Here is a 24,492-nt window from a genome sequence, read left to right on the forward strand (position 1 = left end):
TTCTACTCGGCAAGCTACCCTCGCCGCCCAAGCACGGCGTTGCACCACACTCAGCCGTCATGGCCGGGCTCGCCCCGGCCATCCACGCCAACGGGCACGGCCGTGCTTGTGTCCGTGGATGCCCGGGCCTTCGCCGCGCCGAAGCGGCTTCGGCCGCGCAGGCGGGTCAAGCCCGGGCATGACGTGGTACTAAGTTGCCAAGCAGTATACAACAAGCTGGAGCCCGCCCATGACCACCCCGCTCGCCGCCAAAATCGCCCGCGACATCGGCACGCCCGCTTTGGTGATCGACATGGACCGGGTCGAGCGCAACATCGCGCGGGTGCAGGGACTGTGCGACGCGGCCGGCGTCGCCAACCGGCCGCATATCAAGACCCACAAATCGCCGCTACTGGCGCAGATGCAGATCAAAGCCGGCGCCCGCGGCATCACCTGCCAGAAGCTCGGCGAAGCCGAAGTGATGGCCGAGGCCGGCATCGACGACATCCTGATCAGCTACAATCTCATCGGCGAGGAGAAGATGGCACGACTCGGCGCGCTGCACGAACGCGCGCAGATGATCGTCGCCGCCGACAACGAGGTGGTGATCGCCGGCCTCCCCGCCGCTGCGGCGCGCGCCGGCCGCCCGCTCGGCGTCGTGGTCGAATGCGACACCGGCCGGCAGCGCGCCGGCGTCGAGACGCCGGCGGAAGCGATCGCGCTCGCCCGCACGATCGCGGCCTCCGACGGGCTCGTGTTCAAGGGCTTGATGCTGTACCCGACCGAGGACGGCTGGCCGCAGGCGCAGCGCTTCTTCGACGAGGCGCTGGCCGGCATCCGCGCGCATGGCCTCGACGCGGAAATCGTCTCGACCGGCGGCTCGCCGAATTTGAAGAACCTCGGCCAGCTCGCAGGCGCCACCGAGCATCGTCCCGGCACCTACATCTACAACGACCGCATGCAGGTCGAAGCCGGCGTCGCATCATGGGACGATTGCGCGCTGACGATCTATTCCACCGTGGTCAGCCGCGCTGCACCCGAGCGCGGCATCCTCGACGCCGGCTCGAAGACGCTGACCTCCGACCCCGGCGGCGGCCTCGACGGTTTCGGCCTCATTCTCGATCATCCCGAAGCCCGCATCGCCCGCTTCGCCGAGGAGCACGGCTTCCTCGATCTCTCCCGCAGCAACTCCCGCCCGGCCATCGGCGACGTCGTGCGGATCGTACCCAACCACGTCTGCGTCGTCGTCAACATGGTCGACGAGGTGGTGATGGTCCGCGGCGACGAGATCGTCGGGATGCTGCCGGTCGCGGCACGCGGGAAGCTGAAGTAACAACGTCCATGTTCGTCATTCCGGGGCGCTCGCACAGCGAGCGAACCCGGAATCCCGAGGTTCAGGGCACAACCGAGATTCCGGGTTCGCGCTACGCGCGCCCCGGAATGACGAACTTGAATGTGAGTGCGTGAAGCCGTCACCCTGAGGTGCGAGCGCAGCGAGCCTCGAAGGGCGACGGCGCGGCACGGCCTCGATCGCCGTGCGCCTATCGCCCCAGCCACGCCAGCGCGCCCTGACCCGCCGCCGCGCCCGTCGCAAAGCACGCGGTCAGCAGATAGCCGCCAGTCGGCGCTTCCCAATCCAGCATCTCGCCGGCCGCGAACACGCCGGGCAGCTTGCGCAGCATGTAGTTGTCGTCGATGGCATCGAACGCGATGCCGCCCGCGGTGGAGATCGCCCGCGCGATCGGCGCGATGCCGGTGAGTCGCACCGGCACGGCGTTGATCAGCGCGGCGAGGTCGCCCGGCGACAGCGACGCCAGCGACAGGCCAAGCGCCCGCGCCGCTTCCTGCAGCAGCCCGATGGCGGCCGGCGCCAGTCCCGCGGCCTTGCGCAAGTAAGTCGACAGCGATTGCTTGCCCTTCGGCTTGCCCAGCCGCGCCGCCAGTTCATCGGCGGACAGATCGGGCCGCAGCGCGATCGTCAGCGTCGCCGCGCCGTCCGCGAGGATGGCGTCGCGCAAGCCGGCCGACAGCGCATACACACCGCCGCCTTCGAGGCCGCCTTTGGTGACGATCGCCTCGCCGCGCAGGCTGTGTTCGCCGAACGACAGCGCGATGTTCTTCAACGGCGCGCCTTGATACTTGGCGACGAACAGCTCCGACCAGTCGACCAGGAAGCCGCAATTCGCCGGCTTCAACGGCGCGATCGCGACGCCCTTCGCGGCGAGCCGATCGACCCAGCCGCCGTCGGAACCGAGCTTCGGCCAGCTCGCGCCGCCGAGCGCCAGCACCGTGGCGCGCGCTTCAACGGGACGCACGCCGCCGAACGTGTCGAACAACAGCCGTCCGTCGTCGTCCCAGCCGCTCCAGCGATGCCGCAATTTCAAGTCCACGCCCGCCCCGTCCAGCCGGCGCAGCCAGGCGCGCAGCAGTGGCGAAGCTTTCATCGCCACCGGAAACACCCGGCCGCTCGAGCCCACGAAGGTCGGCTCCCCCAATTCCTCCGCCCAGGCGCGCAGCGCATCGGGCGCGAACGCCTCGATCGCCGGCGTCAGCCGCGCCTGCGCGGCGCCATAGCGCGCGAGGAAATCAGGCAGCGGCTCGCTGTGGGTGAGATTGAGCCCGCCGCGCCCGGCGAGCAGGAATTTTCGCGCGCCCGAACTCATGCCGTCGAACACGACGACGCGCGCCCCCGCCTGCGCCAATTGCTCGGCCGCCATCAGCCCGGCCGGGCCCGCGCCGATCACGGCGGCGTCGATATCGAGAATGTCAGCCACGGCTGCCTGCGCTGCAAATCATCCGGCCCTTATACACGAACCGGCACGCGGGCAGAGATTCCGGGTTCACGCCTTCGGCGCGCCCCGGAATGACTCGTCGAGAGACGATCGCTTCCCCTCTCCGTCATTCCGGGGCGCTCGCGCAGCGAGCGAACCCGGAATCCCGAGATGTTCTGCAACCGGAGATTCCGGGTTCGCGCTGCGCGCGCCCCGGAATGACGACAGAGGTCGGCCTCACATCTTGAGGCCGAGCCTCGCCGCGGCCTGCGCGACGTATTTCTGCGTCTGCTGGAATGCGCCTTCCAGCGCCTGCGCCTTGGAGTCGTCGCTGATCTCGGCGAAGTGCGCGGCGATCGCGTCGGGGGTCCACTCCTCCTCCGGCAGGTTGATGCCTTCGGTCTCGATGATCTTGATCTGCGCGAACGAGCCGGCGCCGGCGCCGAGCGTGGTGCGGGTGGGCGCGTTGTCGCTGAGCAGGAACAGCACCGCCGGGGTGATCGCCTCCGGCTTCATCAATTGCAGCGCCTGCGGCGGCAGCAGCTCTTCGGTCATCCGGGTCGCGGCCGTCGGCGACACGGTGTTGACGCGGATGTCGGTCTTGCGGCCCTCCTGCGCCAGCACGTTCATCAGCCCGACGATGCCGGCTTTGGCCGCGCCGTAATTGGCCTGGCCGAAATTGCCGAACATGCCCGACGACGAGGTGGTCAGCACGATGCGGCCGTAGTTGCGCTCCTTCATGCCGTCCCACACCGCCTTGCAGCAGTAGAACGTGCCGGCGAGATGCACGTCGATCACCTTCTGGAAATCGGAGAGCTCCATCTTGCCGAAGGATTTGTCGCGCAGGATGCCGGCATTCGCCACCATCAGATCGACGCTGCCCCACTCCTTGGTCGCTTTCGCGACCATCGCCTTCACCTGCTCGTAGTTGGAGACATCGGCGCCGTCGGCCATCGCGGTGCCGCCGGCCTTGCGGATCTCCTCGACCACCGTCTCGGCCGCGGTCATCGAGCCGCCGGTGCCGTCGCGCGCGCCGCCGAAATCGTTGACCACCACCTTGGCGCCGCGCGCCGCGAGGCCCAGCGCATGCGCGCGCCCCAAACCGTTGCCCGCGCCGGTGACGATGGCGACGCGTCCGTCGAACCTGATAGCCATGTGTGTTGTTTCCCGGATTATTGTTCGAAGTAGATCAGGCCGAGCCAGTCGGCGACCAGCGCCGAGCGCTTCTCGCCCTCGATTTCGATGTTGACGCTGGTACGCGACAGCAATTCGTTCGGCTTGCGCAGAGTGGCTTCGCTCAGCATGAAGCGGCCGCGCACCCGCGAGCCGGCCTTGACCGGCGAGATGAAACGCAGCCGGTCGAAGCCGTAATTGACGCCCATCGTCGCGCCCTTGATCTTCGGCAGCGCCTCGTAGGAGAACACGCTCAGCATCGACGCGGTGAGAAAGCCGTGCGCGATCGTGGTGCCGAACGGCGTCTCGCGCGCGGCACGCGCGGGATCGACGTGGATGAACTGCCAGTCCTCGGTGGCGTCGGCGAAGGCGTCGATCCGCTTCTGATCGATCAGGTGCCATTCCGAGACACCGATCTCGGTGCCGACGAGTTTCATATACGCATCGCGTTCGATTTCAGCGCCCATCAAATCCTCGTTGTTTTGCGCTGCATTCCACATTGCGAAACCCGCGCCAAGCGAAATTTTCGCGCCGCGCGGCTTGCAAATTCCGCGCTACGGCAGCAGCGCGACCCGGCCGATGGCGCGGCGCTCGATCAGAAGCCGCATCCCTTGCGCCCATTGCGCCAGCGGCAACCGGTGCGAGACGTTGGGGCGCAGCACGCCCTTCGCGGCGAGATCAAGCAAAGCCGCGATGCGCCGTTCGCCGAGCGCCGGATCGCGCCGCACCGCCTCACCGGCGCGGACTCCGATCACGCTGGCGCCTTTCATCAGGATCAGATTGGTGCGCGCGAGGCCGATGCCGCCGGTGAAACCGACCACGAGAAGCCGCGCGCCCCAATTGATACAGCGCACGCTGTCCTCGAAGATCGCGCCGCCGACCGGATCGAACACTACGTCGGCGCCGCGGCCGCCGGTGATGCGCTTGACCGCATCGCGGAACGGCTCGGCGCCGTACAGAATGCCGTGATCGGCGCCGCGGGCGCGCGCCACCGCGAGCTTCTCCTCGCTCGACGCCGCCGCGATCACGGTCGCGCCGAGATATTTGCCGAGTTCGACCGCGGCCAGCCCGACGCCGCCGGCAGCGCCGTGCACCAACAGCACTTCGCCCTTTTTCAACTGCCCGCGATCGACCAGGCCGTGCCAGGCGGTGCCGTGGCCGGCCAGATAGGTCGCGGCCTCGGCGTAGTCGAAATTCGGCGGCATCGGCGTCAGTTGCGACGCCGCCACCGCGACCTCCTGCGCATAGGCGCCGAACCGCAGCTTGACGATCACCTTGTCGCCGACGCGCACATCGCTGACACCCTCGCCGGTTTCGATCACGTCGCCGGCCGCCTCGACGCCGGGAATGAACGGCAGTTCCGGCTTGAGCTGATACTCGCCGGCGCACATCAGAATGTCGGGGAAGTTGATCCCCGCCGCCCGGATCGCGACGCGCACCTCGCCCGGCTTCAGCGCTTTGCGTTCGATCTCTTCAAGCCGCAGCGCCTCGGGCGGACCGAGCTCGCGGCACACCACCGCTTTCGCCATCAGGCGGCGCTCGCTTTGCGGCGCATCAGCGCCTCGCGCACCAGTGGCAAGCGGTCGTTGCCGAAATACATGTCCGTCTTGTCGACGAAGATCGTCGGCGAACCAAAGCCGCCGCGCGCCATCACCTCGTCGGTGTTGGCCTTGAGCTGATCCTTGATCGCGGGTTCGGCGATGCCGGCGAACAACGCCTGCGGATCGAGGCCGACGCGGGTGCAGATCGCGCTCAGCACCTCGTCGTTGGAAATGTCCTGATCATCGCCCCAATAGGCCTCGAACACCGCAGTGGCGAACGGCACCATCGCATCCGGCTTGTCGCGCAGCAGCCACAGGCAGCCGCGCATCGCCTTGACGCTGTTCACCGGGAACACCCAAGGCGGCATCTTGATCGCAAGGCCGGACGAGCGCGCCCAGTCGCCGAGGTCCTTGACCATGTAGCGCGCCTTCAGCGGCACCGGCGTTTTGCGCGATTCGTATACGCTTGGATTGACCGAATTGAAGATGCCGCCGACCAGGATCGGCCGCCAAATGATCTCCGCCCCCGCCTCCTTCGCCAGCGGCTGGATGTTGTGGAAGGCCAGATAGGTCCAGGGACTGGAGCAGTCGAAGAAGAATTCGAGCATCGCGGGTGTTTCCTTTTTCTTTGTTGTTAATTGCTGTCTCTCAACTTGTCATTCCGGGGCGCGCGCAGCGCGAACCCGGAATCCATACCCCCTATCCTCTCGTTCAGGCAAAGCGCAACCGACGCCCTGCTCCGACGCCCAAGCTGCGGCGTATGGATTCCGGGCTCGCGCCTCCGGCGCGCCCCGGAATGACGAGCGTTGATATTCGTTGTGTCGTCATCAGCAAGCTCCCACCGTCATCCCCCGCGAAAGCGGGGGACCAAGTATTCCAGAGCGATCGAGTTGAGCAACAGCCGCTCTGGGATACTGGGTCGCCCGGTCGAGCCGGGCGATGACGGGTGTGGTTGTTGATCGCGCGTGCATCAACGTCGTCCGTATCCAGTGCTCACCACGACTCGCCATCACTGCTGCTGCGCGCCCTGCACAGCCGCATCGGCATGCGCCGGCTTGTCGACGCCGAACAGCAGCTTGCGCGCCTGTTCGTCCATCGGCTTCCTGTCCTCCTTGCCGAGCGCGAGGCCAGCCTGCAGCTTCGGCCGCGCGCGGAGCGCCGCGTACCAGCGCTTCACGTTCGGATAGTCGTCGAGCGTCAGGCCCTGCGCCTTGTGAGTCATGATCCACGGAAAGCAGGCGATGTCGGCGATCGAATAGTCGCCGGCGATGTGATCGCGGCCTTCGAGCTGCGCGTCGAGCACGCCGTACAGTCGCTTCGCTTCGCGGCTGTAGCGCTCGATCGCGTAGGGAATTTTCTCCGGCGCATAGAGCAGGAAATGGCCGTTCTGGCCGAGCATCGGCCCCAAGCCGGCCATCTGCCACATCACCCATTGCATCACGTCGAAGCGGCGCCGTGCCTCGGCGGGCATGAAGCGTCCGGTCTTCTCCGCCAGATAGATCAGGATCGCGCCGCTCTCGAACATGCTCAGCGGCCCGGCGCCGTCGGCGGGCGCGTGATCGACGATCGCCGGCATCCGGCCGTTCGGGCTGAGCGCGAGAAACTCCGGCTTCAACTGATCGCCGCGGCCGAGCTGCATCGGCACCACTTTGTACGGCAGGCCGCATTCTTCCAGCATGATCGAGATCTTCCAGCCGTTCGGCGTCGGCGCGTAAAACAGCTCGATCATGCGGGCTCCCTTCACGGGTTGATTTTTCCGCATCCTAGCCCGGCCGCGCCGGCCTTGTCACCTCGGTCTCGGCCCCCTATCCGCCACGCAGCGAACATGGCAGAGAGGGCCGCAACGACGCGTCCCAGGGAGAGGCCCCATGCTGTTTCCGACCACGATCGCCGGCTCCTTGCCGAAGCCCGAATGGCTCGCCGAACCCGACAAGCTGTGGGCGCCGTGGAAATCCTCGGGCGCGGAACTGCAGCGCGCCAAGCGCGACGCCACGATTCTCGCGCTGAAGCTGCAGGAGGATTCCGGCGTCGACATCGTCACGGAAGGCGAGCAGGCGCGGCAGCATTTCGTCCACGGCTTTCTCGAAGCGGTCGAAGGCATCGACTTCGCCCACAAGGTCGAGATGGGCATCCGCAACGATCGCTACAAAGCGATGGTGCCGCAGGTGGTGGCGCCGCTGCGCCTGAAGGGCCGCGTCCACGAATTCGAGGCGCGGGTGGCGCGCGCGCATACAAAGCAGAAGATCAAGTTCACCCTGCCCGGCCCGATGACGATCATCGACACCATCGCCGACCAGTACTACGGCGACCGCGTCAAGATGGCGTTCGCCTTCGCCGAGCTGCTCAATCAGGAAGCCAAAGCGTTGCAGGCCGACGGCATCGACATGATCCAGTTCGACGAGCCGGCGTTCAACGTCTACATGAGCGAGGCCGCCGATTGGGGCGTCAAGGCGCTGGAGCGCGCCGCCGAAGGCCTCACCTGCGCCACCGCCGTGCACATCTGCTACGGCTACGGCATCAAGGCCAACACCGACTGGAAAGAAACGCTCGGCGCCGAGTGGCGGCAATACGAACAGATCTTTCCGGCGATCGACGCCAGTCCAATTCAGCAAGTCGCGATCGAATGCCGTAATTCGAAAGTGCCGCTGGAATTGCTGTCGCTGCTGCCCGGCAAGATCGTCCAGGCCGGTGTCATCGACGTCGCCAGCGACGCGATCGAAACCGCCGACGACGTTTGCGCCACGATCGAAGCGGTGATGCAACACGTGCCGAAGAGCAACATCGTCGCCACGACCAATTGCGGCATGGCCCCGATGCGCCGCGACATCGCCGAGGCGAAACTCGCCGCGCTCGGCGCCGGCGCGGCGCTGGCGCGGGAGACGTTCGGCTGATCATCAGCGGCGTGAGCGTCGTCCGAAGGCGCGGCATGACGGCGCATGCGCCGATGGGTCGCCGAGGTGCCTATCAGCTGGATGGAACACTGCCGTAGGCGGAACGTTGGCCGGGCAGCCCCGCTGACGGAGATCTGCTCATGCCCGCCGATACGACGCATCCGAGATTCGCAAAGCGTCGCGGCTGGCGATGGCTCTATGTCGGCCTGGCGACATTGGTCGGCGTACTCGGACTGATCATGGCCGTGCTCGGCGGCTGGCTGATCGCACTCGGCGGCTCCTTCTACTATCTTGGCGCGGGCGCGTTGCTGGCGCTCGGCGCAGCCCTGGTCTGGACAGGCCGCGATCGCGCGGCCTTCCTGCTGTTCGCCGGCGCTTTCCTGCTCACAATTATCTGGTCGCTGGTCGAGATCGCCGGCAAAGGCTGGCTGCCGGCCTGGGGCATCGATTTCGCCGGCCGCGTCGGCGTTCTTGCAGCGCTGTTGGCCGGCGTCGGCCTCGCTTATCTGCTGTGGCGCGCCGCGCCGCGTTCGACGCCGCGCAAACTCGCGCTGGCCTCAGCACTTAGTATCTTTATCGCTCTGGGTGGGCTCGTCTATGCAAGCTGGGAAACCACCGAACCGGCGAGCGAACGCGACAGCGCGGCGAGCGGCGCTCCCGCCGGCGGCGGCGCCATGCAGGAAGCCGGCGCGGACTGGACCGCGTTCGGCGGCACCACCGGAGGACGCCGCTATTCGAGCTTGAGCCAGGTGTCCACCGCCAACGTCACCACCTTGCAGGAAGCCTGGACGTTTCGCAGCGGCGATCTCAATCCCGATCCCGGGCGCGTCTTCTATTCCGCCCAGAACACGCCGATCAAGGTCGGGGACCTGCTCTACACCTGCACGCCGACCAATCGCGTGTTCGCACTCGATCCGGGCACCGGCAACGTGCGCTGGAGTCACGACCCCAAGGTGCCGGCGAGCGCGATGGAGTCGCTGTTCACCGCGGCGTGTCGCGCCGTCGCCTATTTCGACGATGGCGAAGCCGCGGGTGCGCCGGAATCGATTGCAACGATGCCCGCTGTTCCTGGCGCGATTCGTCCGGTGCCGCGCGGGGGCAGCCAGTGTCACCGGCGCATCTTCGTCTCGACGGCGGACGGCCGGCTGATCGCGCTCGATGCGGTCGCCGGCTTCGTTTGCCGGGAGTTCGGCGAAGACGGCGTCGTCGATTTGACCGCCGGCATGGGACTGCGCGAGAAGGGCTTCGCCTCCTCCACCTCGGGCGCGACCATGGCGGGCGGGCTGCTCATTCTGGGCCATCAGGTGAGCGACAACCAGAGACGGGATGCGCCGTCCGGCGTGGTGCGAGCCTATGACGCGCGCACCGGCGAACTCCGCTGGGCCGTGGACGCACTTCGTCCCGACGCCCAGGCCAAGCTCGCGCCCGGCGAGATCTATCCCCGCGGCACGCCGAACGTCTGGAACATCATTTCGGCGGACGAATCATTGGGGCTGGCCTTCCTCGCCACCGGCAATGCCGCCGCCGATCAATGGGGTGGCAACCGGACCCCGGAAGAAGACCGCTTCACCGATGCTGTCGTCGCGGTCGATCTGCAGACCGGCGCGACGCGCTGGGTCTACACCACCGTCACCCACGACCTTTGGGACTACGACCTCGGCGCTCAGCCGATGCTGGTCGACGTCACCATCAACGGCTCTGCCCATCGAGCCATCATGCAGGCCAGCAAGACCGGCAACCTGTTTCTGCTGGACGCCCGCACCGGCGAGCCGCTCCGCCCGGTCGAGCAGCGCCCTACCCCGCAGGGCCCGCCTCCGGGCGATTGGGTGGCGCCGACCCAGCCGCAATCCGTCTTCTTTCCGAACATCGGTGGCGTGCCGGGTCGCGATCCCGAGCAAATCGACGCGCGTCATGCCTTCGGGCTGACGCCGATCGACGCTGCGCTCTGCCGCATCAGTTTCCACCGTCACCGCTACGAGGGCATCTTCACCCCGCCCACGGTCGACAAGGCAGGCCTGCTGCTGTTTCCGGGCACGGTCGGTGGCATGAATTGGGGCGGGCTCGGCTACGACCCGCAGCGTCGCCTGATCATCGCCAACAATTCCCGGCTGCCCAACCTGGTGGTTCTGCATCCGCGCGCGGACGTCGTCGATCAGCCTGTCGGATCGGGCGGCGCCAGACCGGATCAGAAAGTCGCCCCCCACTCCGGGACGCCCTTCGCCGTGACCCGACCGATCTGGTGGTCGCCGCTCAGGGTGCCGTGCATCTCGCCGCCCTGGGGCTACATCTCGGCGACCAATATCGACACCGGCCAGATCGTCTGGTCGAAGCCCTTGGGCACCGGCTTCGATTCCGGTCCGCTCGGTATTCCCACCCGTCTCAAGATCGCGACGGGAACGCCGAACCTCGGCGGCCCGCTGGTGACGGCCGGCGGCTTGACCTTCATCGGCGCGACGCAGGACGATTTCCTGCGCGCGTTCGAGACCGCCACCGGACGGCTGCTGTGGGAAGCCCGGCTGCCCGCCGGCGCGCAGGCCGGCCCGATGAGCTACGCGCACAACGGTCGGCAATACATCGCGGTCACGGCGACCGGTCACGCCCGCTTCGGCACCACGCCCGGCGATTATCTCAAGGTCTACGCCCTGCCCCAATAGCGGCCGGCGCAAGTCAGTCCGCAGCCGCCTCGGAACGTCGGCCCGAGCAGCGCGGCCGATATCCCGCCTGCAACGCACGCAACGTCGAGGGCGGCGTTATCAGTTGCGGGCGGCGTGGTGGCGTTTCGACGGCGCGATAGCCGTCGAAACTCCACTGCAACATCTCGCCCCGCCCGATCAGATAGCAGTCGGCTCGATCGTGACCTGGTCGCGAACCGTCGGCATCCGGCGCCAGCGCCGCCACCATCGCGCCGTCCGGCAACGCCTCGATCGCGCAGGGCAGCGGATGCAGCCGCGTCGCCCTGCCGTCGAGGCGCTCGGCATGCAACGTGGCGTCGATCTGTCTGGCGGTGACGCGCGCAAGGCCGTTGCCCTCCGCCCACGCTGCAGCAAACGCATTGGCGTCGGCCCGCCGGCAGAAGTAACAGGGCCGATGTCCCGCCGCGAGCGCGGTCGCTTCATCCAGGAAGAACAGCTCGGTCCAGCTCCGCGTCGCCATCACGTCGCGGCGGCGACCACGGAAGTCGCAGACGCAGGTGATCCACGCCGGGCTCGACCAGCGCCGCGTCAGCAGCGTCTTCGTCGCCGGGTCGTGAATGATGCCGCGATTGCCGGTGAACATCCCGCGGCTCGCCACCGCGACGATCTCGCCGAACGGCGTCACGCGATTCTGCAGCGGCATGGTCGGCTCCACAAACACAAGACGAGGCCTGTCTCAGAGCGTCATCGCGATCCCGCGCGTGGTGCAGGACCTCTCCCCGCGCCCGGCCTGCTCCTTCTCCCCGCGTGCGGGGAGAAGGCTGGGATGAGGGGGCGTCTCGACATGGCCGAGCGTTGCGATGTCAGCACCAGCGCGCGGCGTTTGCCACCCGAAATGCGAAAGGCTCAGACTCGTCGCGACGCCCCCTCACCCGGATTGCTGCGCAATCCGACCTCTCCCCGCGCGCGGGGAGAGGTTAGGCCGCGCCGTCCTTCAGTGGCGGCTGGAAGCTCAGGCCGGTGTCCCACGGGAAGAAGATCCAGGTGTCCTGCGAGACCTCGGTGATGAAGGTGTCGACCAGCGGCTTGCCCATCGGCTTGGCGTAGACGGTGGCGAAATGCGCGTCGGGCAACAGGTCGCGGACCATGCGGCCGGTCTTGCCGGTGTCGACCAGATCGTCGACGATCAACAGCCCCTTGCCGGTGCCGTGGCCCAGCGCCGCGGTCTGTTCGGAGACGCCTTTCAGCACCTGCAGATCGCCCTGCTTGTCGTGGGCGTAGCTCGCTACGCAGATGGTGTCGATCACCCGCAGGCCGAGTTCGCGCGCGACGATCGCCGCCGGCACCAGCCCGCCGCGGGTGATGGCGATCACCGCGGCAAACGGCCCGACCTCGTTGAGCCGCCAGGTCAGCGCCCGGCAGTCGCGGTGGAACTGATCCCACGACACCGGAAACGGCCGCCGCTCCCCTAGGTCGGCATCTGCGTCGCTGCCCATGCGGTCTCGGTCCCCATTCTGCGGATCACCGCGGTCGCGGTGCCGGTCGCCACCAGGCGCTCGTCCTGCAGCAATTCGCCGCTGAGCTGGCAGACTTGCCGCCCCCGCAATAGCACGCGGCCGATGCCTTTCAACGGCCCGACCCGCGCCGGGCGGTGGAATTGCACGTTGAGATTGACCGTCGGGGCGAATTCGTCGGCCTGGAGCGTCGCGACCAGCGCCGGCCCCATCGTGTCGTCGAGCATCGCGGCGAGAAACCCGCCCTGGACGTGGCCGGCGAGATTGAGGAATGCCGGCGTCGCCTCGAATTTCACTTCGATGCCGCCGGATTCGGGCGTGACGCGCAGAAATTCAATACCGAGGGTCGCGGCGCAGGGCGGTGGGGGCAATCGACCGTCCGCGATCTTCCAGAACACCGAATCGCTGTTCATACTCCCTCCGCTTTGAAATTATTTGGTCACGTTCAATTCCGCCAACATCTGCTTCACCGCGCCCATCGCCCGCTGCAATTTCTCCGGGTCGCGCGAGCGCACCACTAAATTCGTATTCGGCTTGCGGTCCTCGTCGAGGAACGGGTAGCTGCCGATCATCGTCTCCGGGTGAGCCGCAGCGATCGCCCGCAGCGGCCCGCCGATATCGCCTTCGCGCGCATTGGCCCGGACCGTGTCCGACAGCATCTTCACTCCGGACTTCAATTTCGGCGCGACGATGTCCATCATCGCCTGCATGATCGACGGCACTCCGGCCATCACGATGACGTTGCCGATCTTGAACCCGGGGGCGATGATGGTGGCGCTCTGGATCAATTCGGCGCCGTCGGGGATTCGCGCCATCCGCAGCCGGGCCTCGTTGAGTTCCGCTTCCGAGAACCGTTCGCGGAACCGCGCCACCACCTCCGGATGATAGCCGATGCCGACGCCGAACGCCTTCGCCACGCAGTCGGCGGTGATGTCGTCATGGGTCGGGCCGATCCCGCCGGTCGTAAACAAATAGGTGTAGCGGCCGCGCAGCGCGTCCAGCGCCTCGACGATCGCGTCCTCGTCGTCGGCGACCACGCGCACCTCGCGCGGGTCGATCGCGATATTGGTGAGGTATTCGGCGATAAAACCGATGTTCTGGTCCTTGGTGCGGCCGGACAGGATCTCGTCGCCGATCACCAGAATACCCGCCGTGACGATGTCGCTCATGACGTCCCTTGTCCCTCCCGGCCGCAATCGGCCGACTGATCCCGCCGGAAGGCGCTCATTTGTGCAGCGTCCCGCCCGTTTTTCGGGCAGCATCATGGACCGGCCCGATAAATCGGTCCACTCCATCCATATCGCGATGGCCTAGCCCTTGCTACCATCCTGTTCCATGCGGCACTCTGGCGCGAACATCTCTGGAATCAATTTGGCGACATGGCAGTTGCGTTCGATGAAATGAATGGGGCCGGCGGCGAGCTTCGCCAGGCCTATCAGGAATTGTCCCGCTGGCTGAGCGAGACGCCGCCCGATTCTCTCGCCAATCGGCGCCAGGAAGCCGAATTGCTGTTCCGTCGGATCGGCATCACCTTCGCGGTCTATGGCGACGCCGAGGCTCAGGAGCGGCTGATTCCGTTCGACGTGGTTCCGCGCATCCTGTCCGGGCGCGAATGGGCGCTGATGGAACGCGGGCTGAAGCAGCGGGTCCGCGCGCTCAACATGTTCCTGCGCGACATCTATCACGGCCGCGACATCCTGCGCGCCAACATCATCCCGCACGATCTGATCTTCCAGAACCCGGTGTTCCGGCCGGAGATGAACGGCCAGGCGGTCCCGCACGACGTCTATGTCCACATCGCCGGCATCGACATCGTCCGGGTCGACGACGAGAATTTCTACGTGCTCGAAGACAACGCCCGGACCCCGTCCGGCGTGTCCTACATGCTGGAAAACCGCGAAGTCATGATGCGGCTGTTTCCGGACCTGTTCGCCCGGCACCGCATCGCCCCGGTCGAGCGCTATCCCGACGAACTGCTGACTGCGCTACGCTCGGTCGCGCCGGCGCATTCGTCGTCGGAGCCCACCGTCGCGCTGATGACGCCGGGCATCTACAATTCGGCCTATTACGAGCATTCGTTTCTGGCCGACAAGCTCGGCGTCGAGCTGGTCGAGGGTCGCGACCTCATCGTCAAGAACGACGAAGTGTTCATGCGCACCACCGAAGGCCTGAAGCGGGTCGACGTGATCTACCGCCGGGTCGACGACGACTTCCTCGATCCGTTGACCTTCCGGCCGGATTCCGCGCTCGGCGTGCCGGGCCTGATGTCGGCCTACCGCGCCGGCAACGTCACGCTGGCGAATGCGGTCGGCACCGGCATCGCCGACGACAAGGCCGTGTACAGCTATATGCCGGACATCGTGAAGTTCTATCTCGGCGAGGAGCCGATCCTGAAGAACGTCCCGACCTGGCGCTGCCGCGAGCCGGCCGACCTCGCTTACGTGCTCGACCATCTGCCCGAACTGGTGGTCAAGGAAGTCCACGGCTCCGGCGGCTACGGCATGCTGATCGGACCGGCCGCCACCAAGGCGACCATCGAGGCGTTCCGCGACAAGCTGAAGCGCGAGCCGGAGGGCTTCATCGCCCAGCCGACGCTGGCGCTGTCGACCTGCCCGACCTGCACCGAATCCGGCCTCGCGCCGCGCCACGTCGATCTGCGGCCGTTCGTGCTGACCGGCCGCGATCGCGTCACCATCGTCCCCGGCGGCCTCACCCGCGTGGCTCTGAAGGAAGGCTCGCTGGTGGTCAATTCCAGCCAGGGCGGCGGCACCAAGGACACGTGGGTGCTGGATGAGTAATTTCGCAAAACAGGGGGCGTCATTGCGAGCGAAGCGAAGCAATCCAGGGCCGCAGGACCGCATCATCTCCTCTGGATTGCTTCGTCGCTTCGCTCCTCGCAATGACGGATAGAGCATGCTGTCGCGTACCGCTGAAAACCTGTTCTGGCTCGCCCGCTATGTCGAACGCGCGGAGTATCTCGCGCGGACCATCGACGCGACGATGCGCGTCACCGCTCTGCCCAACACCTATTCGGGTCAGGGCAACGAATGGGATTCGGCGCTGCTGACGGCCGGCGTCGCCGCCAGCTTCTACAAGCACTACGACGAGGCCAACGAAACCAATGTGGTCGAGTTTCTGTCGTTCGCGCCCACCAACCCGTCGTCGATCCGCAGCTGCATCGAGGCCGCGCGGCTGAATGCGCGCTCGGTCCGCACCGCGCTGACCGGCGAGATGTGGGCGACCATCAACAGCGCCTGGATCGAGCTGCAGGAGAACTGGAGCAAGGGCGCCAAGACCCGCGAGCAGCTCACCGGTTTCCTGCGCTTCGTGCAGGAGACCTCGCTGCGATTCGACGGCTCCGCCTACCGCACCATGCTGCGCAACGACGCCTATTGGTTCTCACGGCTCGGCGTGCATCTCGAGCGCGCCGACAACACCGCGCGGATTCTCGACGTCAAATATCATCTGCTGCTGCCCGAGCAGGAGCACGTCGGCGGCCCGCTCGACTACTATCAATGGTCGTCGATCCTGCGCTCGGTGTCGGCGCTGACCGCGTATCACTGGGTGTATCGCCAGACGCTGAAGCCGTGGCTGATCGCCGACCTGTTGATCCTCAACGACAGCCTGCCGCGCTCGCTCGCCTCCTGCTACGGCAATCTGGTGCGCAATCTCGACCAGATCGGCGTCGCCTATGGCCGCCAGGGGCCGGCACAGCGCCACGCCCGCGGCATCCGCAACCGGCTCGAGCATTCCGAGATGGAGGACATCTTCCAGCGCGGCGTGCACGAATTCATCCAGGAATTTCTCGCCGACAACAGCCGGCTCGGCGAGATCGTCGCCAAGCAATATTTGATCTAACAGCATGATCCGGCCTCGCAATTCCGGGTTTCCCGGGCGGATCCTGCGGGTCCCAAAAAGACGCGAACAACGGCGATTGATGAAACGCCTTCGCGTCCGAGCCTGATATAGTCCGCCGCGCTCCTGCCGCCGCGACGACCCGGAATGCCGATCCATGCGCCTGCGAATTTCCCACAGCACGACCTATCGCTACGAGCCCGCCGCCACCGGGGTGATCCAGGTGCTGCGGCTGACGCCCGGCAGCCATGACGGTCAGTATGTCGCCGACTGGCAGATCGACGTCTCGGCCGACGTCAAGCTCGACATGCATTACGACGCGTTCGGCAACGCCACCCACGTGCTGACGATCGGCGCCACCGAGGATCTCACCATCACCGCCGAGGGACTGATCGAGACCATCGACACCGGCGGCGTGATGCGCGGCACCGACGAGCGGTTTCCGCCGCAGCTGTTCCTGCGCACGAGCGACCTCACCGAACTGAGCCCGGCGATGGCCGCGTTCACGCGCGAGATCGGCGGCGCCGAGGGCGACGCCATCAGCTTCCTGCACGCGCTGATGACGCGGATGAACGACCACATGACGTTCGACGACGACCCCACCCATTCCGGCACCACCGCGGCCGAAGCCTTCACGCTGCGCCGCGGCGTCTGTCAGGATTACGCGCATATCTTCATCGCCTGCGCGCGCGCCGGCGGCGTCCCTGCCCGGTTCGTCGCGGGCCACTTCCTGCGCGCCGACGGCGAGGTGCATCAGCAGGCCGGCCATGCCTGGGCCGAGGCCTATGTCCCGGCGCTCGGCTGGGTCGGCTTCGATCCGGCCAACAGCATCTGCTCGACCGACGCCCATGTCCGGGTCGCGATCGGGCTGGATTATCTCGGCGCCGCCCCGGTGCGCGGCACCCGCTATGGCGGCGGGCTCGAAACGCTGTCGGTGGCCGTCAAGGTCGATCAGGCCGGCCGGCAGTTCCAGTCGCAATAGCTTCATCGCCGCTTGCGCAAACTGCGGCGCGGCGGCTTCCCTTTCAGACGCATTGGTTCGAGGACGAGATGACTTATTGCTGCGGAGTGCTGGTCGAGGACGGCCTGGTGATGGTCGCCGACACGCGGACCAACGCCGGGCTCGACAACATCTCGACCTATCGCAAGCTGCACGTCTTCAACCGGCCCGGCGACCGCATCATGGCGATCGCCAGCGCCGGCAATCTGTCGATCAGCCAGTCGGTTCTGTCGACCCTGACCGAAGGCCTCGAAGATCCGGAGACCGGCGCGCGCGAAACGCTGCTCGACGCGCCGACGATGTTTCAGGCGGCGCAGCGGATCGGCCGCGTGATCCGGCACGTCAACGCCACCGAGGCGCAGGCGCTCAAAGCCGAGGACATCAACTACGAAGTGTCTTTCCTGTTCGGCGGCCAGATCAAGGGCGAGCGGATGCGGCTGTTCATGATCTATCCGGCCGGCAATTTCATCGAATGCACCATCGACACGCCCTATCTGCAGATCGGCGAGCACAAATACGGCAAGCCGGTGCTCGACCGCGCGATCACTTACGACGTCGAACTCTACGAGGCGCTGAAGACCAGCCTGATCTCGATGGATTCGACGATGCGCTCCAATCTCGGCGTCGGCCTGCCGATCGACGTGCTGGTGGCGCGCGTCGACGTCTGCGACGCCGACCTCAACCACCGCATCGAGGCCGGCGAGCCGTATTTCCACGATTTGCGCTCGCGCTGGTCCGCAGCCCTGCGCGCCGCCCACAAGAACATCCCGCGGCCGCCCTACAAGGATCAGAAGTAACCAGCCGGCGACGCGATCTCGGCATGGCCGCAAGCGCAACTCGACATGACGACCGCGGACGCGCCGCCCGGCACCCTCTCCCCGCGTGCGGGGAGAGGGTCGGGGTGAGGGGGCGTTTCCGCGAGTCTGAGCGGCTCGGCCGCGTCGAGGCGCCCCCTCACCCGACCGGCATCGCTGCGCGACGCCGGCCGACCTCTCCCCGCACGCGGGGAGAGGTGGCGCACATTCCACGGCGCACGCGCCGATGAGCATGACGTCGCCCCGCTGGCGGCCGATGACGGCCGCCGATCTCGCCGCGGTGAACGCCATCGCCGCGCAGGTCCATGTCGCGTTTCCGGAAGACCCCGCGATCTTCGCCGAGCGGCTCGCGCTCTACCCCGCCGGATGCTTCGTGCTGGATCGCGAGCCCGACGGCATCGGCGGTTACGTCGTCAGCCATCCGTGGCGAATCGCGGAGCCGCCGGCGCTCGACACGCTGCTCGGCCGCCTGCCCGCGCCGGCCTCGACCTACTACATCCACGACCTCGCGCTGCTGCCGCAGGGCCGCGGGCTCGGCGCCGGGGCTGCGATCGTCGCACGGCTGCTGCGACATGCCGTCGCGGCGGGGCTGAGCAACATCTCGCTGGTCGCGGTCAGCGGCTCGGTCGCGTTCTGGCGCAGCCAAGGGTTCGACGTTATGGAAACTCAGGCGCTGGCGCCAAAACTCGCGAGCTATGGGGCGGACGCCCGCTACATGGTCTGCACCGCAGAGACGGGTTAACTCTATCGCCCGATGCCGACGGCGAAACGCGCTCGCAGCGGTTATATCATCGACGCCGCGACCCGGTCGCGTGCATCGGAATCGATAGACCGCACGGGAGTTCCATATGATCGGCAATGCCGGCGCGGCGGATGCCGACGGCGAGCGTCTGGAAATCGTCCGGACCGCCGAGCGGCTGCGCGAGATCGGCCCGGCCTGGGAAGCGCTGTGGCACGACGCCGGCGCGCTGGTGTTCCAGAGTCATGCCTGGACCGCCGCGTGGTGGAACGCGGTGCCCGACCGCCCGCGCCGCGGATTGTTCATCGTACTGGCGTGGCGGCACGACACGCTGGTGGCGGTGCTGCCGCTGGCGACCTGCCGCTGGTACGGCGTCCGCGTGCTGGAATGGGCCGCCAAGGACTACTCCGACTATTGCGACGCGCTGCTGCGCCCGGGCATCGGCCCGGCTGTGGTGCAGCGGATGTGGGCCCATGCCGATGTGCAGGGAGGTTTCGACGCCGCCTATCTCGGCCATGTGCTGCCGACCGCGATCGTGAACACGCTGACCGACGGAACGCGCGGCCGCGGCGTCGTGCTGCGTCCCCACTTCCGGCAGGCCACGAGCCTGCGCGTGGTCGGCCCCTGGAGCAACAGCCAGGCTTGGTTCGACTCGCATTCCGGCAACGCGCGGCGCAACTATCGCCGCGGTCTCAAGACCCTTTCAGACAACGCCAAGGTCGAATTCCGGCTGATGGCACCGGACGAGCCGCTCGGGCCCGCCTTGCAGCGATGCGCCGAGCTGAAGCGCGCCTGGTGCGCCCGCAACGGCCTGGTGGCGCCGCTGTTCGATGCCGGTTCGCCGATGCTGGAAGCGCTGGTGCAGGTGCTCGCCGACAACAAGCTGCTGCATGTGTTCGTGCTCGAGCGCGACGGCGTGATCGTCGCCATGACGGTCAACCTGATGCAGCACGCCACCATGATGGCCTATGTCACCACTTACGATTCCAGTTTCGAACGCAGTTCGCCCGGCAACATCCTGCTGTTCGACTACATCCGATGGTCGATCGATCACGGCGCGACGACCGTCGATTTCCTGTGCGGCGACGAGGACTACAAATATCGCTTCAGCAACCAGCAGGTCACCCTGAACTCGTTCGCGGGGGGCCGCACGCTGCTGGGCAAGGCGGCGATCCTGGCGGACAAGGCGCTGCACGCCGTCAACGCCTTCCGCGCGCGATCGCTGAACCGCCCGTCGAAGTCCGCGGCGAAGCCGGACGATCGTGGCGCCCTCGGTGCGCCTGTCGGCGAACCCTAGCTTCATTTTCAGTTCGGCCCCCTCGCCTCGATGCCGGCCGGCTTGTTGAAGCGCGGGCCAGCCTCTACGATCCCGCCGACATTCGCCAACAACAGCAAGAAACTCCGGGGAGACGCCATGTCCGCCACCAAGAAGATCGCCATCGTCACCGGCGCGGGCACCGGCGTCGGCCGCGCCGCCTCGCTGGCGCTGATGCAGATCGGCTACACCGTCGTGCTCGCCGGCCGCCGGCTCGCGCTGCTGCAGGAAACGCAGACGCTCGGCGAAGCGATCGGCGACAGCCTGCCGGTGCAGGCCGACATGGCCGATCCCGCCTCGATCGCCGCGCTGTTCGACACCACCGTGAAGACCTACGGCCGGCTCGATCTGTTGTTCAACAATGCCGGCATGGGCGCGCCGCCGGTGCCGTTCGAGGATCTGTCGCTGGCGCAATGGCAGACCGTGGTCGACACCAACCTCACCGCGCCGTTTTTGTGCACCCAGCACGCCTTCCGCATCATGAAGGACCAGACCCCGCGCGGCGGCCGCATCATCAACAACGGCTCGATCTCGGCGCACGCGCCGCGGCCGTTCTCGGCGGCCTACACCTCGACCAAGCACGCGATTTCCGGCCTGACCAAGGCCAGCAATCTCGACGGCCGCGCCTATGACATCGCGGTCGGCCAGATCGACATCGGCAACGCCGCGACCCCGATGACCGACCGCATGGTCGACGGCCCCGGCGTGCTGCAGCCGGACGGCTCGACCCGGCACGAGCCGCGGATGGACGCCAAGGCGGTCGGCGATGCGGTGGCCTATATGGCCGCACTCCCGCTCGACGCCAACGTGCTGTTCATGACGGTGATGGCCACCAAGATGCCGTTCGTCGGCCGCGGCTGAGACGCCTCCGGTCGATGCCGGGGGGCGCCATTATTCGGTTGCCGATCGCCGGCCGATGCGGATGATGGCAGGCTGCGAGCGAGGGAATCCGACCATGTCCTGCAATCTGAACCATCACGCCAACCACGATCACCAGCACGGCCCCGCCTGCGGTCACACCGCGGTCAAGCACGACGGCCATGTCGACTATCTGCACGACGGCCATCTGCATCACATGCACGGTGACCATGTCGACGAGCACGTCATCGCGGTCAGCGGCACCAATCCGGTGCAATGCACGCCCGAGACCGCCTGCGCCGGCCACACCCACGGCCCCGGCTGCGGCCACGAGGCGGTGCCGCACGGCGATCATGTCGATTATCTGGTCGACGGCCGCCTGCACCATCCGCACGCCGGCCATTGCGACGACCACGGCCCGATCGAACTCGCCTGAGTTCTGGACCTGCCCGGCAGCTACCAGCTGATGGCGTAGCTGCCGGTGTACGGGCTGCCGCCGGGCAGCACGTTGCCGGTGCCGAGCAATTCTTGCAGCGCCGGGATGTTCGCCGTCGTCGACGTGCCGCGGCCGCTCCAGCCGATGCCGTTGGACGAGACGCTGAATTCGTTGGTGGTCCGCACCAGGCCCGGATCGTCGATCGCGGTGATCTTCATTTTGCCCTGCTGCGCGGCCGACAGCTCGTCCTCGTATCGGGCGATGACGTCGTTCCAGCCGTCGGACTCCGGCAGCGTGCCGTTCGCCAGCCCGTCCTTCATCCGCGCGATCGCCTCGGGATAAGAGTCGAGCACGGTCGCGACGTGCCCCGCCAGAGCGTCGTCGAGCGTCTTGGGCTGGGCGTCGTACAGGCTCTGCAGCGTCTGCACCACATGGTAGACGTTCTGCTCCGCCGTGCTCAGACCCGCGGTTTGAAAATCCTTCGGCAGCGGAAGCTGGGCGATCTTGCCGTCGCGCACCAGCGCGCGGACCTGATCGTCGGCGACGCCCATTGCGGCATTGGCGAAGGTGCCGGAAGCCGCCATCGTCTTGATCATCGCGATCGCGCTCGCCCCCGACGGCAGCGTGCCCGCGGACGAATAAGTGAGCAGCGTGGACGCCGCAGCGCCGCCCGCGCCGGTCCCGACCGGACCGGGGGCTGCAGATCCGCTCGCGGCACGGCCGGCCGCGCCGGCCCGCGCGAGGAGCTGCACCGCGGTCAGATCGGACTGATAGGATATCGAGCTGCCGATACGCATCTTGAAGCCCTCGCGATCTCGTGCAGCATCTTCTGGCGTCGGTTAATTCAATGATAAGGATTTTCAATGTTTGCAGAATATTTCCAGCCGGGCGGTAACGGATTCCCGATCGATCGCGCCGGCAGGCGCCGCCTCGTGGTCGCGCTGCTCGCAGGCGCGGCGCTGATCGTGCTGCCCGGCCCGCTCCGCGCCGACGACACCGCCGAAACGTTGCGTCTGCCGGTCGGTGGCGAAGCCGGCTTCGCACTCGAGGAAAATCCCTCGACCGGCTATCGCTGGCATCTCGACACCGCAGCGAGCAGCCGGCTGGCGCTGATCGACGTATCCGATGCCGGCTACGTCCAGAACCGCAGCGGCGACGCGGTGCACCAGCCGATGGTCGGCGTCCCCGGCACGCGCAGCTTTCGCATCGTCGCCCGCCAGCCCGGGACCGCGATCGCGGTGTTCGCTTACTTGCGCGACTGGGAGAAGCTCGGGCCGGTGCAACGCCACACGGTGACGGTCGACATCAGCCCGCGCTGATCGCCGTCGTCTCACCCTGGCCGATGCGGATGAACGCCGCCACCGCCGCGTCGCTCCGCAATGCCGCGAGATCGCCCTCGCCCGGCAATTGCGGCCGGTCGCGCTCGGCATTCACCACGCAGAGAAAGCCGAGGCAGTCGCCGGCATTGGCGCGGAACTGATGCCAGCTCATCGGCGGAATGAACACCAGGTCGCCGGCGGCGACGTCGCTGATCGTGGCGCCGACCAGGCATTGTCCCTTGCCGCGATGGATCATCACCGCATGGACATGGGCGTGCCGCTCCAGCGTCGAATAGCCGCCCTCGGCGACTTCGAAATAGCGCCATTCGCAGGCGAGATTCGCGTCCGCGAACAGCACCTGCCGGCTCACGTCGCAAAACGGCGCGGTGTCCGCCTGCTTGTATTGCATCGGTTCGACGCCGTCCCAGCGCCCGGGCGCAATCTGCTTGCGCACGCCGGGCTGCTCGCTCTTGGTCTCGTCATGCGCCATGGGCTGCGACCTCCGCGACAAAGCGCGCCGCCTCTGCACCGAGGTTTTCGCGCGCGGCGAGCAGGCTGCCGCCGATCAGCAGCATCACGTCACGGCCGTAGAAAGACAACAGCTCCTCGACCCGATCGATCGCGATGCCGCCCGCGGGCACCGGCAGGCACGGCTTCAGCCCGCCCCAGTCGCCGCGCGCCGCATCAGCCAATGCGCGGCAGGTTTCGGGCGTGTAGGCGAACCGCCCGCCGGCATGCGGAAACACCGTGGCGTCGGCGCCGAGCAGCCGGAACAGTTTTCCGAGCAGCAGCGGCGGCGCGATCCTGGTCGCGCCCGACAGCGCCGGATGCGCCAGCACGACCAGCCCCTCCGCCTCCCTGGCGATCACATGGAAGTTCGACAGCCCGACGATCATCGGCATCATCATCAGCGCCGGGATGGTCTCGGCGCGGATCAGATCGAGCTGACGCCGCATCTCGTCGAGCGAGCCGGAGACGTGCGGCGCATACAGCGCCCGCCGTCCGCTCGCCTGGTTGGCGGCATCCACCGCGCGGCCGACCGCCGCGATCCGCGCAGCGAACGGGCTGTAGGCCTGATCGGCAAGGCCGTGATCGTCCTTGATCAGGTCGACGCCACCTTCGGCGAGTTGCCGCGCGATCGCGGCCAGTGCCGCGGGCGCGAGCCCCTGCGGCTTCAGCGCCGAGGCGGTCAGCGCCCGCCGGTGCACGCCGGTCCGCGCACGGATGCCGTCGAGGCCGAGCTTCGGCCCGCCGAACGCGGCGAGATAGGCCGGCGGCAATTCGACATCGACCAGCGCCACGTCGGGCTGAATCGAGGCGTTGCCGAACAGCATGTTGAGCAATTGCCCGGGCTCGGCCGGCGCCGTCGCCGCGGCCAGCGCGACCCGCACCGCGTAGCGGCCCGCCCCGATCTGGTCGATCAGCGCGACCCGTCCGACGATGGCGTCGCGCACCCACGGATCGCCGATCGCGTCGAGCGGGCATTCGACGCTCTGCTCGATCGCGAGCCCCTGCGCGCGATCGGCGATCCGCGAAGGCTCGCTGGTCACACGATAGGTCGCGATGATTCGATCGTCCGTCATCCGCTGCCGTCCCGCCGCGCCCCGCCGGCGCGACGGCTTCTCTAGCACAGCCCGGATGACAGTGCCGCGA

General features: G+C 67.3%; 25 protein-coding genes. 12 read left to right on the top strand and 13 right to left on the bottom strand.

The genetic code is table 11. From position 1 onward, the window contains the following. Positions 1-229 precede the first annotated feature (229 nt). Positions 230-1,312 (top strand): D-TA family PLP-dependent enzyme, encoded by a 1,083-nt coding sequence (locus RPB_RS16145; RefSeq protein WP_011442083.1) that lies wholly within the window; start codon positions 230-232, stop codon positions 1,310-1,312. A 208-nt stretch (positions 1,313-1,520) separates the two neighbouring features. Here RPB_RS16145 and RPB_RS16150 read toward each other — a convergent pair whose 3' ends face one another. The 6 genes from RPB_RS16150 to RPB_RS16175 all read right to left on the bottom strand — a co-directional run bounded on the left by RPB_RS16150 (position 1,521) and on the right by RPB_RS16175 (position 7,193). Further along, a complete protein-coding gene (locus RPB_RS16150; protein WP_011442084.1) occupies positions 1,521-2,753 on the bottom strand; it encodes an NAD(P)/FAD-dependent oxidoreductase in 1,233 nt (410 codons plus the stop codon). Positions 2,754-2,987: 234 nt separating this feature from the next. After that, positions 2,988-3,905: an SDR family NAD(P)-dependent oxidoreductase gene (locus RPB_RS16155; protein ID WP_011442085.1), complete on the bottom strand. Its 918-nt coding sequence runs from the start codon at positions 3,903-3,905 to the stop codon at positions 2,988-2,990. A 17-nt stretch (positions 3,906-3,922) separates the two neighbouring features. Next, positions 3,923-4,390, bottom strand: a complete 468-nt coding sequence (locus RPB_RS16160) for a MaoC family dehydratase (RefSeq protein WP_041798795.1) — start codon at positions 4,388-4,390, stop codon at positions 3,923-3,925. Between the two features lie 87 nt (positions 4,391-4,477). After that, the gene (locus RPB_RS16165; RefSeq protein ID WP_011442087.1) at positions 4,478-5,452 is read right to left on the bottom strand and encodes an NADPH:quinone oxidoreductase family protein; all 975 of its coding nucleotides are present in this window, start codon (positions 5,450-5,452) and stop codon (positions 4,478-4,480) included. Continuing rightward, positions 5,452-6,072: a 2-hydroxychromene-2-carboxylate isomerase gene (locus tag RPB_RS16170; protein WP_011442088.1), complete on the bottom strand. Its 621-nt coding sequence runs from the start codon at positions 6,070-6,072 to the stop codon at positions 5,452-5,454. Before RPB_RS16170 ends, RPB_RS16165 begins: the two co-directional genes overlap by 1 nt. 401 nt (positions 6,073-6,473) lie before the next feature. Next, positions 6,474-7,193 (bottom strand): glutathione S-transferase N-terminal domain-containing protein, encoded by a 720-nt coding sequence (locus RPB_RS16175; protein ID WP_011442089.1) that lies wholly within the window; start codon positions 7,191-7,193, stop codon positions 6,474-6,476. Positions 7,194-7,332: 139 nt separating this feature from the next. On the opposite strand from RPB_RS16175, the gene RPB_RS16180 reads away from it, so the two are divergent. Together RPB_RS16180 and RPB_RS16185 are read left to right on the top strand one after the other, a co-directional pair. Beyond that, positions 7,333-8,355 (top strand): methionine synthase, encoded by a 1,023-nt coding sequence (locus tag RPB_RS16180; RefSeq protein WP_011442090.1) that lies wholly within the window; start codon positions 7,333-7,335, stop codon positions 8,353-8,355. A gap of 140 nt (positions 8,356-8,495) precedes the next feature. Then, positions 8,496-11,009, top strand: coding sequence for a pyrroloquinoline quinone-dependent dehydrogenase (locus RPB_RS16185; protein WP_011442091.1), 2,514 nt, complete (start codon positions 8,496-8,498; stop codon positions 11,007-11,009). A gap of 13 nt (positions 11,010-11,022) precedes the next feature. Here the strand turns inward: RPB_RS16185 and RPB_RS16190 are convergent, their stop codons facing one another. From RPB_RS16190 to RPB_RS16205, 4 genes are all read right to left on the bottom strand, one after another. Continuing rightward, entirely contained in the window at positions 11,023-11,691 is a 669-nt protein-coding gene (locus tag RPB_RS16190) for a hypothetical protein (protein ID WP_011442092.1), read from the bottom strand. A 274-nt stretch (positions 11,692-11,965) separates the two neighbouring features. Beyond that, positions 11,966-12,484 carry a xanthine phosphoribosyltransferase gene (gpt, locus tag RPB_RS16195; protein ID WP_011442093.1) on the bottom strand — a complete coding sequence of 173 codons (519 nt, stop codon included), beginning with the start codon at positions 12,482-12,484 and terminating at the stop codon, positions 11,966-11,968. Next, positions 12,457-12,915 carry a PaaI family thioesterase gene (locus RPB_RS16200; RefSeq protein ID WP_011442094.1) on the bottom strand — a complete coding sequence of 153 codons (459 nt, stop codon included), beginning with the start codon at positions 12,913-12,915 and terminating at the stop codon, positions 12,457-12,459. Before RPB_RS16200 ends, gpt begins: the two co-directional genes overlap by 28 nt. Positions 12,916-12,933: 18 nt before the next feature. Beyond that, on the bottom strand, positions 12,934-13,671 hold the full coding sequence (locus tag RPB_RS16205) for a competence/damage-inducible protein A (protein WP_011442095.1): 738 nt from the start codon (positions 13,669-13,671) through the stop codon (positions 12,934-12,936). 210 nt (positions 13,672-13,881) lie between these two features. Between RPB_RS16205 and RPB_RS16210 the strand changes: the two genes are divergently transcribed. The 8 genes from RPB_RS16210 to RPB_RS16245 all read left to right on the top strand — a co-directional run bounded on the left by RPB_RS16210 (position 13,882) and on the right by RPB_RS16245 (position 21,520). Then, positions 13,882-15,300, top strand: coding sequence for a circularly permuted type 2 ATP-grasp protein (locus RPB_RS16210; protein WP_011442096.1), 1,419 nt, complete (start codon positions 13,882-13,884; stop codon positions 15,298-15,300). A gap of 115 nt (positions 15,301-15,415) precedes the next feature. After that, complete coding sequence (locus RPB_RS16215; RefSeq protein ID WP_011442097.1) at positions 15,416-16,360, top strand: alpha-E domain-containing protein; 945 nt, start codon at positions 15,416-15,418, stop codon at positions 16,358-16,360. A gap of 154 nt (positions 16,361-16,514) precedes the next feature. Further along, positions 16,515-17,339, top strand: a complete 825-nt coding sequence (locus RPB_RS16220; RefSeq protein WP_011442098.1) for a transglutaminase family protein — start codon at positions 16,515-16,517, stop codon at positions 17,337-17,339. A gap of 68 nt (positions 17,340-17,407) precedes the next feature. Continuing rightward, positions 17,408-18,154, top strand: a complete 747-nt coding sequence (locus RPB_RS16225; protein ID WP_011442099.1) for a peptidase — start codon at positions 17,408-17,410, stop codon at positions 18,152-18,154. A 244-nt stretch (positions 18,155-18,398) separates the two neighbouring features. Further along, on the top strand, positions 18,399-18,914 hold the full coding sequence (locus RPB_RS16230) for a GNAT family N-acetyltransferase (protein ID WP_011442100.1): 516 nt from the start codon (positions 18,399-18,401) through the stop codon (positions 18,912-18,914). Positions 18,915-19,020: 106 nt separating this feature from the next. Continuing rightward, positions 19,021-20,208 (top strand): GNAT family N-acetyltransferase, encoded by a 1,188-nt coding sequence (locus tag RPB_RS16235; protein ID WP_011442101.1) that lies wholly within the window; start codon positions 19,021-19,023, stop codon positions 20,206-20,208. Between the two features lie 117 nt (positions 20,209-20,325). Beyond that, positions 20,326-21,087 carry an SDR family oxidoreductase gene (locus RPB_RS16240; protein WP_011442102.1) on the top strand — a complete coding sequence of 254 codons (762 nt, stop codon included), beginning with the start codon at positions 20,326-20,328 and terminating at the stop codon, positions 21,085-21,087. Positions 21,088-21,181: 94 nt separating this feature from the next. Next, positions 21,182-21,520 (top strand): hypothetical protein, encoded by a 339-nt coding sequence (locus tag RPB_RS16245; protein ID WP_011442103.1) that lies wholly within the window; start codon positions 21,182-21,184, stop codon positions 21,518-21,520. Between the two features lie 20 nt (positions 21,521-21,540). On the opposite strand, the gene RPB_RS16250 is transcribed toward RPB_RS16245, so the two are convergent. Continuing rightward, a complete protein-coding gene (locus tag RPB_RS16250; RefSeq protein WP_011442104.1) occupies positions 21,541-22,317 on the bottom strand; it encodes a hypothetical protein in 777 nt (258 codons plus the stop codon). Between the two features lie 66 nt (positions 22,318-22,383). Between RPB_RS16250 and RPB_RS16255 the strand changes: the two genes are divergently transcribed. Continuing rightward, complete coding sequence (locus RPB_RS16255; RefSeq protein WP_011442105.1) at positions 22,384-22,839, top strand: protease inhibitor I42 family protein; 456 nt, start codon at positions 22,384-22,386, stop codon at positions 22,837-22,839. Here the strand turns inward: RPB_RS16255 and RPB_RS16260 are convergent. Both RPB_RS16260 and RPB_RS16265 read right to left on the bottom strand, forming a co-directional pair. Further along, positions 22,826-23,329: a cupin domain-containing protein gene (locus tag RPB_RS16260; protein ID WP_011442106.1), complete on the bottom strand. Its 504-nt coding sequence runs from the start codon at positions 23,327-23,329 to the stop codon at positions 22,826-22,828. The genes RPB_RS16255 and RPB_RS16260 overlap by 14 nt on opposite strands. Beyond that, on the bottom strand, positions 23,319-24,422 hold the full coding sequence (locus RPB_RS16265; protein ID WP_011442107.1) for a RuBisCO large subunit C-terminal-like domain-containing protein: 1,104 nt from the start codon (positions 24,420-24,422) through the stop codon (positions 23,319-23,321). Before RPB_RS16265 ends, RPB_RS16260 begins: the two co-directional genes overlap by 11 nt. Between the last annotated feature and the right edge of the window lie 70 nt (positions 24,423-24,492).

Origin of the sequence: Rhodopseudomonas palustris HaA2 (genome assembly GCF_000013365.1) — a bacterium.
Classification (GTDB): domain Bacteria; phylum Pseudomonadota; class Alphaproteobacteria; order Rhizobiales; family Xanthobacteraceae; genus Rhodopseudomonas; species Rhodopseudomonas palustris_J.